Origin of the sequence: Amycolatopsis sp. NBC_00345 (genome assembly GCF_036116635.1) — a bacterium.
Classification (GTDB): domain Bacteria; phylum Actinomycetota; class Actinomycetes; order Mycobacteriales; family Pseudonocardiaceae; genus Amycolatopsis.
Genome location: NZ_CP107995.1, coordinates 3223410 through 3239245, shown reverse-complemented (window position 1 = coordinate 3239245; position 15836 = coordinate 3223410). Strand labels below are relative to the sequence as shown.

The 15836-nt window shown below is 72.7% G+C and carries 8 protein-coding genes; 2 read left to right on the top strand and 6 right to left on the bottom strand.

The features are described 5' to 3' along the window. The gene (locus OG943_RS14110) at nt 1-2721 is read left to right on the top strand and encodes an AAA family ATPase (RefSeq protein WP_328610207.1); all 2721 of its coding nucleotides are present in this window, start codon (nt 1-3) and stop codon (nt 2719-2721) included. A gap of 140 nt (nt 2722-2861) precedes the next feature. On the opposite strand, the gene asnB is transcribed toward OG943_RS14110, so the two are convergent. From asnB to OG943_RS14095, 3 genes are all read right to left on the bottom strand, one after another. Beyond that, nucleotides 2862-4709: an asparagine synthase (glutamine-hydrolyzing) gene (asnB, locus tag OG943_RS14105; RefSeq protein ID WP_328610206.1), complete on the bottom strand. Its 1848-nt coding sequence runs from the start codon at nt 4707-4709 to the stop codon at nt 2862-2864. Between the two features lie 95 nt (nt 4710-4804). Next, a complete protein-coding gene (locus OG943_RS14100) occupies nt 4805-5983 on the bottom strand; it encodes a cytochrome P450 (protein WP_328610205.1) in 1179 nt (392 codons plus the stop codon). 254 nt (nt 5984-6237) lie between these two features. Next, nucleotides 6238-6999, bottom strand: coding sequence for a DeoR/GlpR family DNA-binding transcription regulator (locus OG943_RS14095; protein WP_328610204.1), 762 nt, complete (start codon nt 6997-6999; stop codon nt 6238-6240). Between the two features lie 232 nt (nt 7000-7231). Here OG943_RS14095 and pfkB point away from each other — a divergent pair, with 232 nt between their 5' ends. Beyond that, nucleotides 7232-8170, top strand: coding sequence for a 1-phosphofructokinase (gene pfkB, locus OG943_RS14090; RefSeq protein WP_328610203.1), 939 nt, complete (start codon nt 7232-7234; stop codon nt 8168-8170). Here the strand turns inward: pfkB and OG943_RS14085 are convergent, their stop codons facing one another. From OG943_RS14085 to OG943_RS14075, 3 genes are all read right to left on the bottom strand, one after another. Further along, nucleotides 8171-10897, bottom strand: a complete 2727-nt coding sequence (locus OG943_RS14085) for an AAA family ATPase (protein WP_328610202.1) — start codon at nt 10895-10897, stop codon at nt 8171-8173. Between the two features lie 128 nt (nt 10898-11025). After that, nucleotides 11026-13878 (bottom strand): AAA family ATPase, encoded by a 2853-nt coding sequence (locus tag OG943_RS14080; protein ID WP_328610201.1) that lies wholly within the window; start codon nt 13876-13878, stop codon nt 11026-11028. Nucleotides 13879-14453: 575 nt separating this feature from the next. After that, nucleotides 14454-15230, bottom strand: a complete 777-nt coding sequence (locus OG943_RS14075) for a thioesterase II family protein (RefSeq protein ID WP_328610200.1) — start codon at nt 15228-15230, stop codon at nt 14454-14456. Nucleotides 15231-15836: the final 606 nt, after the last annotated feature.

Sequence of the window (15836 nt, the reverse complement as noted above, 5' to 3'; positions counted from 1 at the left end):
ATGCTGGAACGGGAAGCCGAGCTGGCGGTGCTGAGCCGGGCGTTCGGCGAGGCACAGGCCGGGTCCGGCTCGGTGGTCCTGATCAGCGGTCCGCGGGGATCCGGGAAGACCGCGCTGCTGGACGCACTCGCCCGGATGGCGGTGGCTTCGCCGGGGACCCGGGTGCTGCGGGCCGTGGGCGCCGAGGCGGAACGGACCTTCCCGTTCGGGATCGTGCGCCAGCTCTTCGGGGCCCGGCTGCCCGAGCGGGACGAGCGGATCGGGCTGGACTCGCTGCTGGAAACCCTCGACGACGACCACGTCACGCTGCTGCTGATCGACGACTTGCACTGGGGCGACCCGGAATCCGTGGAGCTGCTCGGCCGGCTGGGCAAGCACTTGGACGGACTGCCGGTGGTGTTCGCCGGCACAGCCGGCGCCCACGGGCACGACTCGGGCCCGGCGCTCCGAGGGGGGCTCACGGCCGCGACCTACGACGTGGGCGCGGCGAACCTCTCGCTGGGCGGCACCGCGCGGTTCGTCACCGGCCGGCTCCGGGAAACCTGCGATCCCGAGTTCGCGGCCGCGTGCCGGCAGGCCACGGACGGGAACCCGGAGCTGCTGACCGTGCTGATGGGCGGCCTCGCCGCGGCCGGGGTCCGGCCGTGGACGGCCGCCGCGGGCCAGGTCCGTCCGCTGAGCGAGGAAGTGCTGCTGGCGCCGCGGCTGGCGCGGCTGGAGGAAGCCCCCGGCCCGGCGCGCGAACTGGCCGGGGCGATGGTCGTGCTCGGGGACCAGGCCGAGGCGGACCTGCTCGGCCGGCTCACCGGGCTCGGCTCCGCCGAGGTCGAGGAGGCGTTGCTGACGCTGGAGGGTCTCGGCTTGACGACCGGGGGGAGGCCGCCGCGGTTCGTGAGCCGCGGCCTCGGGCAGGCCGTCGCGAGCTCCCTGCCGACCGATCGGCACGACCGGCTGCATCGGGCGGCGGCCCGCGCGCTGCACGCCGCCGGGGCCTCGGCCGAGGTCGCGGCCGACCACGTGCGGGCGATGGCGGGGGAGCTGGACCGCTGGGAGATCGACGTCCTGCGCCAGGGCGCGGAGATGAGCCTGCGGCGCGGCAGCCCGAAGGACGCCGCGCGCTACCTGCGCCGGGCGCTGCTCACCGTCTCCGGTGATACCGCCGAGCGGGCCGCGCTGCTCGTCGGGCTGGCCGTCGCGGAGCGGGCGTTCGACTCGGCGTGGTCGGTCCGGCATCTGTGCCAGGCCATGCCGTCGCTGGGCACACTCGGCGAACGCGCGGCCGCGGCGGCGCTGATCTCGCCGGCGACGATCCGGGCCAGCCCGCCGGTCGCCCGGATCGTCACCGAGGTCGCGGCCGAGCTCGGCGACCCGGCGCGCGCCGGCGGGCCGACCCGGGAGACCGCGGTACGGCTCGCCGCGCGCCTGCGTTACACGCGGCTGGAAAGCCCCCGGGAGGTCTCCGTCGCGACCGGGCTGCTGCTGGGACACGGCCGGGACCTGCCGCTGTCGACCGGCGCCGAGCGCGAACAGGCCGTTGTGCTCCTTCACGCGGGCACGGTTTCCGCGGCGCTGCCCGCGGCCGAGGCGTCCTGGCTGGGGCACCGGATCCTCGAGCGGGAACCGGCCTCTTTCACGCACGTCTCCACGGCGCTGGCCTGCCTGGTGCCGATCCTGGTCGCGACGGATTCGACCGGGGACGTGGCCGGCTGGCTCGACCTCGCGCTGGCGCAGGCCCAACGTCAGCAGGCGGTCGCGGCCGAGTCGCTGATCGAGGCCGAGCGGGCCCTGGTCTTCCTGGCCACCGGGCAGGCGGCCGAAGCCCGCGCGAGCGCCGCCCGGGCGGCCGAGCAGGCCGAGGCCGACGGCGAGGAGACCACCGGGCCGGTGATGATCGCGCAGGCGTCCGTCGCGATCACGACGGCCGACACGGCGCTGGGGGAACAGGTGCTCGCGGCGCGGCAATACGACCAGGCGGACGCGCGTGGCAGCGCGGTTTTGCGGCTGCTGCAAGGCTTCCTGGCCCTTTCGCACGGCCGGCCGGAGATCGGTCTGGACCACTTCGCCGGATGCGGGCGGCAGCTGGAGCGCATCGGCTGGTCCAACCCCGCGTTGTACGGCTGGCGAGCCGGCGCCGCGATGGCCCAGCACCGGCTGGACCGTGGCCCGGAGGCGGTGGCGCTGGCCGAAGAACACCAGGCCCTCGCCGAATCGTGGGGAGCGCCGTCCACGGTGGGCCAAGCGCTGCGGATCCGGGGGATGGTCACCCCCGGCGGCGGGGGGATCAGCCTGCTGCGCGAGTCCGTCGAGGTCCTCGGGCGGTCGGCGGACCGGCTCGAACTGGCCAAGGCGCTGGTCACCCTCGGCCGCCGGCTGGTCGATGCCGGTGCGCCGGACGGGCCGAAACACCTTTGGCAGGGCCAGGAACTGGCCAAGGCCTGCGGGATGAGCGAGCCGGCCGAAGACGTGGGGGCACCCGACAACGGACCGTCGCCAGGGCCCGCGACCGGGGGGCGGGCGGCGCTGACCCCGGCCGAGAACACCGTGGCGGGGATGGCGCTGCGCAGCCTGACCAACGCGGAAATCGCGGAGCAGCTCGGAGTGTCGCGGCGCGCGGTGGAAAAGCACCTGACGAATTCGTACCGGAAGCTGGGTGTCGACGGCCGGGCCGGGCTGGTCGACTCACTCGGCGCCGCCCACGACGCACCGGCCTCGCCGGGCTAGGGCGGGCCGGACGACGGGAGCTGGGTGAAGGGCCGTCAAGGACTCCTTACCCGCGTCCGACGCGGGTAAGGAGTCCTTGACGGACTCGGGTCCGGGCCCACCGCAGGCAGCACCGCCTTCCGGCCGGGGCCCGCGGGGTCTCAGTCGAGCTGGATCTCCGGCTGATAGATGTCGACCCACGTCGCGATGTCGATCGTGCGGTCGAGGGCTTCGCGGGTGCTGTCCGGGATCTCCGCCGGGTCCATCCGCACGACCTCGTCCATCCAGGCGCGGTTCGCGAACTGGAAGACGGGGTGGTCCGCGTCGTGGACCAGTTCCTTGGCCATCTGCTGGAGCTCGCCGGCGTAGCGGTCGTCCTGGGTGGCCGGGAACGGGCTCTTCACCCGGTCCCGGACCGAGCCCGGCAGCAGCTCGCCCGCCGCCGCGCGAAGAAGGCTCTTTTCGCGGCCGTCGAAGGTCTTCATCGCCCAGGGGGCGTTGTAGACGTAGTCCACCAGGCGGTGATCGCAGTACGGCACCCGCACCTCCAGGCCGACCGCCATGCTGATCCGGTCCTTGCGGTCGAGCAGCATGGGCAGGAACCGGGTGAGGTGCAGGTGGCACATGATCCGCATCCGGCGCTCGTGCTCGTCTTCCCCGGGCAGCGACTCGACCGCGGCCGCCGCGTCGCGGTAGGAGTCCTTGAAGTAGGACTCCAGGTCGAGCGCGGCCACCAGGTCCGGATTCATCGAGCCCGTCGCGTTCGCATCGTCCCAGGCGGCCAGGACCGGGACCATCCACGGGTAGACGTCGGCGTCCGCGAACTCGGGGATGTGGAACCACGGGTACCCGGCGAACACCTCGTCCGCGCCCTCGCCGGACAGCGCGACCGTGGAGTGCTCCCGGATGGCCTTGAACAACATGTACAGCGGCACATCGACGTCCGCCATGCCGACCGGGAAATCGCGCGCCGCGATGACCGCCCTGCGGTTCTCCCAATCGGCCATGGAGGTGTACGGCAGCACGATGTCCTGATGGACCGAGCCGATGTGGCCGGCGACGGCGTGGACGAACGGCGAGTCGGGGGTGGCCCGCATCAGGTCGGGCCGGAAGGATTCGTTGCGGCCGACGAAGTCCACGGAGTACGTGTGCACCCGCTCGCCCTGGGCGGCCAGCTGCCGGGCCGCCACGACGGTGAGGGAACTGGAATCCAGCCCGCCGGACAGCAGGACGCACTGCTGCACGTCCGCGACGAGCTGATGTCCCACTATGTCGTCGAACAGATCACGGGTGTTCGCGATGGTCGTGTCGAGGTCGTCGGTGTGCTCGTGCGGCTCGAGGGTCCAGTAAGTCCGCTCACGCACGCCGGAGTGGTCGACCACGACCAGGCCGCCCGGGCGGACCTCCCGCATCCCGGCCCAGATCGCGACCCCGGGGGTGTTCCAGCCGTTCAGCATCTCGCGGAGCCCGTCGGTCTTGATCACCCGCTTCACCATCGGGTGGGCCAGGATCGCCTTCGGCTCCGAGCCGAAGAGCACGCCGTCGTCGGTGGGGTGGAAGAAGAACGGCTTGATGCCCAGCCGGTCCCGGACCAGGACCAGTTTCTCGTCACGGGAGTCCCAGATCGCGAACGCGTACATGCCGTCGAGCCGGTCGACGACGGCCTCGCCCCACTCGAGATAGGCGCGCAGCACGACCTCCGTGTCGCTCGCGGTCCGGAACCGATGGCCCCGCCCGCGCAGTTCTTCGCGCAACTCGGTGAAGTTGTAGGCCTCGCCGCTGTAGGTCATCGCCACGGGTCCGTGCGGTGTCTCGACGGTCATCGGCTGCGCGCCACCGTCGAGGTCGATCACCGCCAGCCGGCGGTGGCCGAGCGCGATGTGCTGGTCCACCCAGACACCTTCGGCGTCGGGGCCGCGGCAGACCATCGTGCGGGTCATGGCGTCCACCGCTGCCCGGTCGGTCCTCAGGTCCCGCTGAAAGGACAGCCACCCGGTGATACCGCACATGTTACCCACTCCCTTCGAGGGCAGGCGCGGAGTACGCCCGCCACTGACCCTCGCAGAAGGCGAACGGTGAAACCTCTAGTGTTTCGCGCCTCGGCTCACCACGCGACGAGCAGTTCTGTCAGCCCGGCCGCGAGTTCGTCGTCCGGCGCGATGAGCTCCGACACCGGCCGAACCAGGCGCAGACCGGGGAAACGCCGTAGCAGCGCGGAAAACGCCAGCCGCAGCTCCATCCGCGCGAGCGGCGCGCCGACGCAGTGCCACATGCCGTGCGAAAAGGTCAGGTGCGGGTTCGACGGGCGGGTGAGGTCGATCCGGTCGGGCTCGTCGAAGGCGCGCAGATCGGTGTTCGCCAGCGCCAGGTCGAGCAGCACCAGATCACCGGTCCGGATGCGGACTCCGTCGACGTCGAGGTCCTGCCGCGCGTAGTGCGGCATGATCACGCCGCCCGCGCTGGCGGTGCGTAGCAGTTCCTCGACGGCGGCGGGCATCAGCCCGGGATCCGCGGTCACCGCGGCGCGGAGCTGGTCGTCGCTGCACAGCCGCGCGACACCGAAGGCGAGATGGTTCACGACGCCGCGGGACCCGAAGATCACCCCGGCGACCAGGTCGGCGATCTCGTCATCGGGCAGCCCGGCGGCACAGGCGCCGGAAATGAGGTCGTCGCGCGGCTCCTGCCGCCGGAGGGTGATCAGCCGCCCGAGCGCGGCCGCGAGCGGGCCGAGCCCGTCGGTGTCACCGCCGAGCATGCTCACCTCGGCGAGCAGCTGCCCCACCTGGTCGCGCTCTTCGGCGGGAATGCCGATCATCTCGCACACGACGGCCATCGACACGGGGTTCGCGAACAGCTCCAGCAGATCGGCCGGCGGGCCGTGGGACGCCAGATCGGCCACCAGTTCGTCGACGATCCCTGCGACGCGGGGTTCGAGCTCGGCCATCCGCGAGCGGGAGAAGTGCGGCGTGAGCACCGACCGCATCAGGCGGTGGTCGGCGATCTCGTTCGCGTAGTCGGTCTGGCCGGTGGCCTCGTCGAGGATCGGGGAGTCGATGAACTGGGGCGCGTTCGGCGGATCCGGATGCGCCCGCCCGAGCTTCGCGCCCGTCAGCAGGTCCTTGATTTCGGCGTACCGGGTGATCAGCCACGCGTCGTCATCGGCGTAGGTCCGGACCCTTACGACCGCACGGGATTCTTGCAGCGACCGCCAGTCCGGGGCGGGCTGGAGCACCGGCGCGGACAGCGTGGCCAAGCTGGGCGGGTCCTCGGCAGAACTGGGCATTTTCCGGCTCCATAACAAAAGGGGCGACGTAACGTCGGTCGCTTTCGAACATCGCAGTGCCGTGGAGGGGCTGTCAAAGCTTCCGGGGAAAGGGTGGGAAAAGCACCAATATCCTGGGGAAGCCGGCGGCCGCGCCGTCCGGGCGCGCGGGGATCCGGCCCGCCGTGGCGACGTCGGCGGAACCGGTGAAACGCGGTGATCGGTCCGATGAGGACGGTTCTACCCGGCGGCGGATCGCCGGTGTCGGGTGGCGCTCAAGCGGTGATGAGAATGGGGCCGGCGGCGGCGATCTCGGCGCCGACAGCGGCGTCGATGCCGGTGTCGGTGATGAACGTGTCGATGTCGCTGAGGTTGGCGAAGCGGGCGAAGTGGTCGTTGCCGACCTTCGTGTGGTCCGCGAGCAGCACGGTGCGTCGCGCGCTGGCGATGGCGGCGCGCTTGACCATCGCCTCGGCGGAGTCGGGGGTGGTCAGGCCACGGTCGACCGACAAGCCGTTGGACGCCATGAAGGCGACTTCGACGAAAGTGTCCTGAAGGGACTGGAGGGCCCACGCGTCGACCGAGGCGAGGGTGCGGCTGCGCAGCCGGCCGCCGACCAGCATGACGGTCAGGTTGGGCCGGGTGGACAGGGTCAGCGCGATGCTGACGGAGTGGGTGACCACGGTGAGCTCGCGGTCGGCCGGCAGGATCTCGGCCAGGCGCGCGGTGGTCGTGCCGGCGTCGAGCAGGATGGTGCCCTCGTCGGGGAGCTCCGCCAGCGCGGCCTTGGCGATGCGCTCCTTTTCGGCGGTCATCACGCCTTCACGGGCGGCCAAGGCCGGCTCGAAGCCGAGCCGCTCCACCGGGATGGCCCCGCCGTGGACGCGCCGGAGCACCCCGTGGCGTTCCAGGACGGTGAGGTCCCGGCGGATCGTTTCCGTGGTGACGGTGAACTCGTCCGCCAGCGCCGTCACGTCGACCCGGCCCTTGGCCCGGGCGCGTTCGAGGATCACCTGCTGTCGTTCTTCGGCGTACATCTCCGCCACCTCCGGCCCCACGGTTCGGTTGTGTGAGTTTATGTGGTTTTTTGCCTGATGGCAACATGGTGGCGACGGAGGGGCTACGGAGGGTCTTTAGTGCAGGAAATCGCTCCCGGCGCTTGAAAAACAACGTAAACCCATGCAAAATCACCTACAATATCGAGGAAAGCCAAGCCCGCACCACTGGCCGTGCCGAGGCGTCGAAGGACATCCCGACCGGGGGTACGAAGTGATCGTCACCGTGACCGCGAACCCCAGCCTCGATCGGACCCTCGAGGTGGCCGGGCTGGTGCGGGGGCACGTGAACCGCATCTCCGCCGTGCACGTCCAGCCCGGCGGCAAAGGGGTCAACGTCGCGCGGGCCCTGGTGTCCAACGGCATCCCGGCGCGCGCGATCATCCCGGCGGGCGGGGTCGAGGGACAGCAGCTGATCGCCCTGCTCACGGACTATGACATCGATGTCCGTCAGGTCGCCTCCGCCGGTCCGGTGCGGATCAACGTCAGCGTGGTCGAGCCCGACGCGACGGTCACCAAGCTCAACGAGCCCGGTGCCGCGTTCAGTGAGATCGAGGTCGGCGACCTGCTCGCGGTGATCCTCGGGAACGTCGCCGACGCCTCGTGGGTGGTGCTGGCCGGCAGCCTGCCGCCCGGTATCGCCCCCGGGTTCTACGGCGAGGTGGTCCGCAGCCTGTCCGGTCGCGGGATCCGGGTCGCGGTGGACACCAGCGGCCCCGCTCTGCGTGAGGCGATCGCCGCGGGGCCCGCGCTGATCAAGCCGAACCTCGAGGAGCTGGAAGAGGTCGTCGGCCGGAAGCTGCCCACGGTCGCCGACACCGGCGAGGCCGCCCGCGAACTCCGTGACCTCGGCGTGGGCACGGTGCTGGCCAGCCTCGGCGGGGACGGCGCGCTCCTGGTCGACGTCGATGGCATGTGGCACGCGGAGGCGCCCGCCGTCGTCCGCAGTACCGTCGGCGCCGGCGACGCGACGCTCGCCGGTTTCCTCGCGGCCGGGGCGCACGGGGTTTCCGCGCTGCGCCAGGGGGTGGCGTGGGGCGCGGCGGCGGTGTCGCTGCCGGGAAGCACGATGCCACGCCCCGGTGACATCCGCCCGGAGTCCGTTCGCGTCCGCGCCCGGATCGACGGCGGGCGCCTGCTGCGGACCGGCTGATCAGTCCACTGTGGACGACGGCGGCAGCTGGTCCATCGCGGCCGGCAACGCGCCGCGGCCGGGCACCCCGAGCTTGCGGTAGACGCTGGTGAGGTGCTTCTCCACCGTGCGCACGGTGACGTCGACCTCCTCGGCGATCAGCTGGTTGGTCAACCCGCTCGCGGCGAGCTCGGCGATCCTGCGCTCGGAGCCGGTCAGCTCGCCGCCGGCCGTCGCCGCCCGGGGCGCCGCGCCCGTAGCCGGGAGGAACCACTGCTCGTCGAGGTCGGGGCCGGGCCGGTGGCGGGGCACGGCCGGGTCCGGCCGCTCGGTGGCTTTTCTCAGCAGCAGAGCCGTTTTCTCCCGTTCCAGCCGGTTGACCGAACCGCTGAGCACGGCGGCCGACCGGCGGAGCAGCTCGATCCCGCCGGCGCCGCCGGTGATGGTGCCCCACACCCGGAGCGCGCGGCCCTGGCCCTGCGGCGTGCCCCACTCGACTGCGCGGGTGTGCTCCTCCTCGATCAGCTCCTCGGCGGCGGCCTGCTGGCCGAGCCGGTGGTGCAGCAGCGCCGCCCAGCTGCGCCACGGCACCAGCTCGGGGTTGCGCCACCCGGCGGCGTCGAGTTCCCGGCCGCAGGCGTGGAAGTACTCCAGTGCGACGGGATGGTTCCCGGCCGTCGCGGCGAGCCCGCCGCGGACCAGCTTGCCCAGCCACGACGCGCCACTGGTGTCGTATTCGCGGCAGCGGCCCAGCAGCCGCGCGGCCGTCGCGGCGTCACCGGTGCCCATCGCGGCGAGCACCAGCGCGTGCGTGCAGCCTTCCGCCGCGATGGGGAACGCGGGGTTCGCCAGATCCAGCGCCAGCCCGGCGAGACCGGCGGCCTCTTCGGGCTCCCCCCGGCGCACGGCGATCAGTGCCCGCTGCACGGTGACGAACACGCGGGTCGCCGGTGCGCCGGCCCGGCGTTCCCCGACGGAGACGAGGTCCAGCCAGGTGGCGGCCGGCTCCAGCGCGTCGGCGAGGATCAGCGAGCGGACGACCAGCGGGGCCACGGAGTGCACCTGCTCCAGCGCGGCCGGTTCGGACCGGAGGATCCGTTCGCCCAGTTCGGTCACCCGCGCCGAGCCCGTGCCCGACATCGTCACGGCGAACAGGAGCGAGCCGACGAGCTCGCGCTCGCCGACCGTGGTGAGCGGCGGGTGTTCGCCGAGCCCGGCCAGCCGGTCGACGGCATCGGCGAGCTCGGCCGGGTCGCGGTGGCGGGCGTGGCGCACCCTGGCCTCGAGCCGGAGCGAGATCTCGCGGGATTCGCCGGACAGCCCGCCCGGGCCGCCGAGCTCGGCCCGCAGTCCTTCCAGCAGTTCCAGCGCCTGCCCCGGATGCTGGCCGAGGGGCAGCGGCTCGATCCGGACGGCGGCGTTGCAGCGCTCGATCGCGGAGGGGAACAGGGGCAGCGCTTCGGACAGGTGCTGGGCGGACAGCAACGGGTCGAAACGACGTTCCGCGGTGGCCAGGTCGACCAGCAGCGCGGCCCGGCCGGCGTCTTCGGGCGGGCAGCTCAGCAGGGCGCGCCGGAGATACCGGGTGGCGGGCCCGACCTCGCCTCGCGCGGCCGCCGACCGGGCCGCCGTCCGCAGCACCTCGACGGTCCAGGGCGCCGGGTGGTGATCGGCGTGAACCAGGTGCGCGGCGACGTCTTCGGCCGGGGACCCGCCGTCGTGCAGCAGCTCGGCGAGCCTCGAGTGCAGCACCGCCCACTGATCCGCCGGCATCGACTGCTCGGCCGCGTCACGGACCGCGTGGTGGAAGAAGCGGTGTGGCGGCACGGGGTTCAGCAGCCCGAGCCGGACCAGCGTGTCCGCTGCCTCGGCACAATCGGCCGGTTCGAGCCCGGCCAGCGGGCCGAGCAGCTGACGGCTGTCCTGCTCGCCGAGCACCGCCAGCGCCTGCGCGAATCGCCGGACCGGGCCGGACTGCGACCGCAGGCAGGCCAGGACGCGCTGGCGCAGTGCGGCGGGCAGGAGCAGGCGTACGGCTTCGGCGTGTTCGGCGATCGGGTGGTAGCCCAGCAGGCGCAGATCGGTCAGGATCGCCATCAGGAACAGCGGGCGCCCGGCCGAGGTTTCGTGGCAGGACCGGACGAAACTGTCGTCGCCGGGCACACCGAACGCCTCGGCGACCGCGATTTTCGTGGCCCCGGCGGACAATGGCCCGAGAGTGAGGTTCCTGGCCGCGCCCCCGGCCAGCTCGCGGAGGGCGGACTGGCCGCTCAGCGGATCGCCCTCGCGCACGGTGATCACGACGACGACCGAGAGATCGCTGAGCCGTTCGGTCAGCCGGTTCAGCCAGCTGAGCGAAGCGGCGTCGGCCCAGTGCGCGTCGTCGACGAGGAGCAGAAGCGGGTTGTGCCCGCTCATTTCCCGCACCAGCTCGTGCAGGTTCTCCCGCACCTGGTCTTCGGTCGCCGCGGAGAACACGCGGCCGCGTTGCTCGGAAAGCGCGAGCGGCAGCGCCGAATCGAGGAGCTGATGGACCAGGCCGTAGGCGAAATCCCGTTCGGACAGCGCGCAACTGGCCTGCAGGATCGTCACGCCTTCACCGAGGGCGCGTTCCCGCACCGCGTGGACCAGCTGGGACTTGCCCGCTCCGAGCGGTCCGCCGATCACGACGAGCCGGCCGCGGCCGGCTCGCGCCCGCCGCAGGCACGCGGCCACCGACTCGATTTCGGATTCCCGCTCGAGAAGCACGTGGTCCAGACTCCTCACGGAATTCGACGGCGGTCAGGGCAGCTTGGGGAGGAATCCAGTCAAGCGCAGGGCCCGCCCACAAAACACCAGTGTTGCCCGGTTCGGCCGCGGAGACCACTGCGTTCGCCTCAGTGCTGCCGGGGTTCGCGGTCGAGCGCCGCGCGCAACTCGGTCCGTCCGGTGACGTCGAGCTTGCGGTAGATCTTGGTGAGGCGCAGTTCCACGGTGCGCGTGGTGACCGAGAACGATCTCGCGATGTCCGCGTTGGACCAGCCGGTGGCCGCCAGCCCGGCGAGCTGTGCTTCGGGCCGGGAAAGCATCGTGTGCCGGGGGACCGGGGAAGCCGTGGCGAGCGCGGTCCGGCGGGAGGCCAGCAGCCCGGACAGGTCCGCGACCCTGGCCCGCCGGCGGTCCGACCAATGCAGCGTCGCCACGCTTTGGACACTGCCCAGGAGCTCGGCGGCGGCGTCGAGCTCGCCGGTGCCGATGCGCAGCGCCGCCAATTCGGTTGCCGCGTCTACGAAACTCAACCGCAGGGGCGAATCGCGCAGCAGCCGTACGGCTTCCTCGAGGTCGTTCGTGACCTGCGTGCCGCCGAGCGCCCGCCAGGCTTCGAGGTGGACCGAACCGAGCGCTCCGGGCGAGCCCCATTCCTTGGCGAGCCGGAGTTCCTCGGCGACCAGGCGGCGCGCGGCCTCAGGCTGACCGGTCCCGAGGTAGGCCGTCGCGGCGAGAGTCCGCCAGCCCGCGATAGCGGGGTTCAGCCACTGCCTGGTCGACAGGACGCGGCCGGACTCCTGGAAGGTCCGCAACGCGGCGTCCGGCTTGTGGCAGGCGAGGTCCACCGCCCCCCGCGCGCACAGCAGGGCCGCCCACCCGACACCGTGTTCGGCGTCGGGGAACAACTCCACCGCGGCGGCGCGCGCGGCGAGGTCGAGCTGTCCGCGTTCGAGGTTCAGCACGATTTCGAGCGCGAGCAGACCGGTCCGGGCCCGGGGCGACCAGCAGCTGAGCGGAAGCCGCGCCCGGGCGGCGACGGCGTCTTCGGCGGCGTCGTTCAGCCGGCCCTCCTGCCGGGCCAGTGCCGCGCGGGCGATGAGCGCCTGGCTCGCCGCCGCCCTCGCGTTGCGGCGGCCGGCGTCAGCCAGCGCATGGTCCAGCCCGGCCCGGGCTTCGTCGACGTCGCCGGCGTACATCAGCGCCATGCACGCGGCCACCTGCGGGATGAGCGGGCGATCCCGCCTGCCCTCCCGGCTCAGCGCGATCCGGGCCAGCGCCCGCGCGCGGGCCCGGTCACGGCCGCGGCACGCCAGCTGCCACGCGACGACCGCGGCCTGGACGGGGTCGGTGGGCAGCTCGGGCAGCGCCGGCAGCGAATCCGAGGGGAAGGCCGCTTCGCCGACGCTGTCGTCTTCGGCCATTTTGCCCAGCGCGATCAGCGGGGCCAGCGCGGCCGGGTCGAGGTTCGGCCGCGCGCAGACGGCGGTGATCACCCGGCCGCTGCTCGGGGCGTCGCCGCGGGAAAAAAGCAGGTCGGCGGCGTGGACGAGGAGCGCACCGTCGGCATCGCCGTCCGGGTCGAGCAGCACCTGCTCCAGCCGGCGATCACTGCCGTCCGGCGAGTCCCGCAGCTCGGCCGCGGCCAGTTCGACCAGCAGCCGCCGCCGGCGGCCGGCGTCCAGCGGTTCGCGCAACGCCCGGTGGAGCAGCGCGAGCGTGGTCGCGTGGCGGCCGTCGGCGCGATGGTTCGCGACGGCTCGGCAGAGCGTTTCGACCACCCAGGGCCGGCCGATCGGCGGGGTGCCGAGCAGGAGCCGGCCCAGCTCCACGTCGGCGATCGCCGCGTGGTGCCCGAGGTGCGCGGCCCGGGTCCAGAGATCCTGGCGGGCGGTGGCCGGCATGCCCGCCAGCGCGGTCGCCGCGATCTGCGCGGTGGCCGGGCGCGGGCCGCCGGACGTGGTCGCCAGGCCGTGGCTGACCAGGAGCCCGAGCGACGTCGTCGTCGAGGTGGTCCGCGGCTCGGCCAGCCTGCGCACGAGGTCGAAGCCGAGCCCTTCGCCGCCGACGGCCATCGCGCGCAGCAGGGCGAGGGCGTCGGCGGGCAGTTCCAGGGTGAGGCTTTCGAGGTACTGGCCGGTGGCTTCCGCGCCACGGTGGGACAAGGCGGGCAGCTGGTCGGCGGTGGCGGGCAGGCCGGTCCGGGCGAACCGGCCCATCGTCGCCTTGAGGACGGCAGGCAGGCCGCCGGTGACGGCCAGCGCGTGCTCGGCGAACTCGTCGTCGACCGGGCCGGGACAGCAGGCGGCGATGAGGCCGCGGACTCCGGCGATGCCCAGCGGCCCCAAGTTCAGCACGTGCGCCGGAACGACTTGGCCGCCGTCGGCCGGCCACGGCCCGTCGCCTTGTTCGTCGTCGAGCTCGGGCGCGTCGCCCCGGATGGCGCACACCAGCACGGCGCGGGTGGAGTGCAGCCGCCGGACGAGCGAGCTGATCCACGACCGGGACGCGGGGTCGGCCCACTGGGCGTCGTCCACCGCGATCAGCAGGGGCTGTTTCCGGGCCAGGGCAAGGAATTCGTCACAACAGGCGGCGATGTCGCCGGAGCGCGCCGACGGTGCCGGGCGGCGGCCCGGCGCCAGCGCGGCAGTCAGCTGGGAGACGAGGCCGTAGGGGACGTCCGCCTCGGCGAGCGAGCACCGCATGTGCAGCGTCCGTATCCCGGACCGCTTGGCCAGTGCCACGGTTCTTCGCACGAGCGTCGTGCGGCCGGTCCCCGGCCGCCCGGTGAGGGTCAGGACCGACGAACGCCCCGCGCTCAGGGCGACGAGGGCGTCGCCGATGACCTGTTCTTCGGTGGAACGCTCGACCAGCACCTCGCCGGGGAGGCCGTCCGGCCGGCTCGGCGGCACCGGGGCCGCGCGGTTCGCGGACGGGATCACGACCGTCAGGGCAGGGCGGTCGAACACCCGTGGCTCGGACATGATCGGCTCCCGTCCTGGAATTGTCGGACCGCCGCAGGCGCCGGTCGCGGGTACTCGGCGCACCACGGGCCCGAAAGGGGAACACCTCGGCTCAGGCCGGACGTCGCTTGCCCGGACTCCGGCGCCCGGGACCTCGATCACGCGGCGGCACCGCTCCCGCGCCGGGTTCCGATCTCCGGGAGGTGCCGTCCACGCGGGGAAAAAACCCAACAGGGACGCGGAAAGCGGCTATCGGGGCGGGCCACACCCGGGTGCACCGCTTGCCGGGACGGCCCGGACCTGATCAGTGGTGGTGACGTGATCACGTCCTTCCCTGCGTATCCCGGCGGGTCGGCCGGGTGGGGCATAGTTCGTTCGAGTGAACGGATCGCTCCGCACTGTAGTGACGGCAATGTGGGTTTGCAACCCGCGAAGAGGGGGTTAATGCCCGTATGTCCGGGTTTCTCGCCTGTGTTTACTTGCGGACTGGTGCGGAAGGGAAGGTTTGCCGGCCGGCGCCGAACGGGGCAGCCTCGACCGATCGGGGTGTTGCCCTTGCGCGGAGTGATCTCTCCGAGGCCTTCGCCCGGGTGTCCTCAAGCTTGGCCGGGCAGTGGTGAAACTTTTTCGAGTTCGGCCGCGATCTCGGCGTTCACGGCGGACTGGTGCTCGCTGAGGTAGAAGTGGCCGCCGGGGAAGGACTTCAGCCGGAAATCCCCGGTGGTGTGGTCCCGCCAGGCCTCCGACTCCTCGAGGGTGGCTTTGGGGTCCGCCCGGCCGACGAGCACGGTGGTCGCGCAGCGCACGGTGGCGCCGGGGGCGCAGGCGTAGGTTTCGATCGCCCGGTAGTCACCCCTGATCGCGGGCAGCGCCATCCGCATCACCTCGTCGTCGCCGAACAACTGGGCGCCGGTTCCGTTGAGCAGCTTCAGTTCCGCGATGATGCCCTGGTCGTCGCGCCGGTGGACCTGCTCGTCGCGACAGGTCGACGGCGCCCGCCGCCCGGACACGATCAGCGACCGCGGGACGGCCGGCTCCCGGTCCTGAAGCCGGCGGGCCACTTCGAACGCGAGCACCGCGCCCATACTGTGGCCGAAGAACACCGTCGGCAGGCCGGGCATCGACATGAGCACGGAGGCGAGCCGGTCGGCGTAGGTCCCGATGTCGGTGATGAGCGGCTCGCGGCGGCGGTCCTGCCGCCCGGGGTACTGCAGGGACACGACGTCGGTGTCCGCGGCGAACCGCTGCGCGAGGGGATGGAAGAAACTGGCGGACCCGCCCGCGTGCGGGAAGCAGACCAGCCGCCGGCCCGGGCCGGACGTCTTGGCGTAGCGGCGGATCCACAAGCCTGGATCGATGTCCTCGGTGATCACGCTTCATCATCCTTCGGGTGGTCGGGGATGCCGCGAGAGGGCGCGCGCGGCCGGACGGCATCGGGCGGGCCCGGTCGCTCGTGCCGAGTAAAGCGGGCCGGTGGCCGGGGAACGACCAGACTTTCGCGCTCGGCCGGGTGGGGAAACCACCAGAGTCCGGGCGCTGGTGGTGACCCGGGGCAGCCGACCGGTCAGCCTCTCGCGTGCGGCTGTGCGGCTGTGCGGCTGTGCGGCTGTGCGGCTGTGCGGGCTCACGGCTCTGGCGGCGGTATGTCCGCAACGTACACCGGGCGGACGAGGAACCGTTGGTATGACTGGTTTCCGGGGGTGCCGCCCGGCTGGGCACGCCGCCCCACGGAACCCGTCGCGGCCGCTCTGCCGTCGGCCCCCCGCGGGGTTCCCCTTGTGGGTAGGCCAGTTCGAGGCCGGGCGTCGCCGGTCAACGCCCGCAATCAACGCCCCCTGCGGCCCCGGGCACGCCGCTGCCTCCGCGCCGGGCCCGGTGCCCGGCCCGGCTCTCGGATCGGCTGGTGGTCGAACTCTCCACCATCCGGACGGCCGGGCTTGCGCCATCCGGGTGAGTACTTCAGGGCATGGTCGGTGTTG

Excerpts from the sequence above, each read along its gene's own strand:
- OG943_RS14110 (WP_328610207.1), top strand. The coding sequence starts at position 1 with ATGCTGGAACGGGAAGCCGAGCTGGCGGTGCTGAGCCGGGCGTTCGGC.
- asnB (WP_328610206.1), bottom strand. The coding sequence starts at position 4,709 with ATGTGCGGTATCACCGGGTGGCTGTCCTTTCAGCGGGACCTGAGGACC.
- OG943_RS14100 (WP_328610205.1), bottom strand. The coding sequence starts at position 5,983 with ATGCCCAGTTCTGCCGAGGACCCGCCCAGCTTGGCCACGCTGTCCGCG.
- OG943_RS14095 (WP_328610204.1), bottom strand. The coding sequence starts at position 6,999 with ATGTACGCCGAAGAACGACAGCAGGTGATCCTCGAACGCGCCCGGGCC.
- OG943_RS14080 (WP_328610201.1), bottom strand. The coding sequence starts at position 13,878 with ATGTCCGAGCCACGGGTGTTCGACCGCCCTGCCCTGACGGTCGTGATC.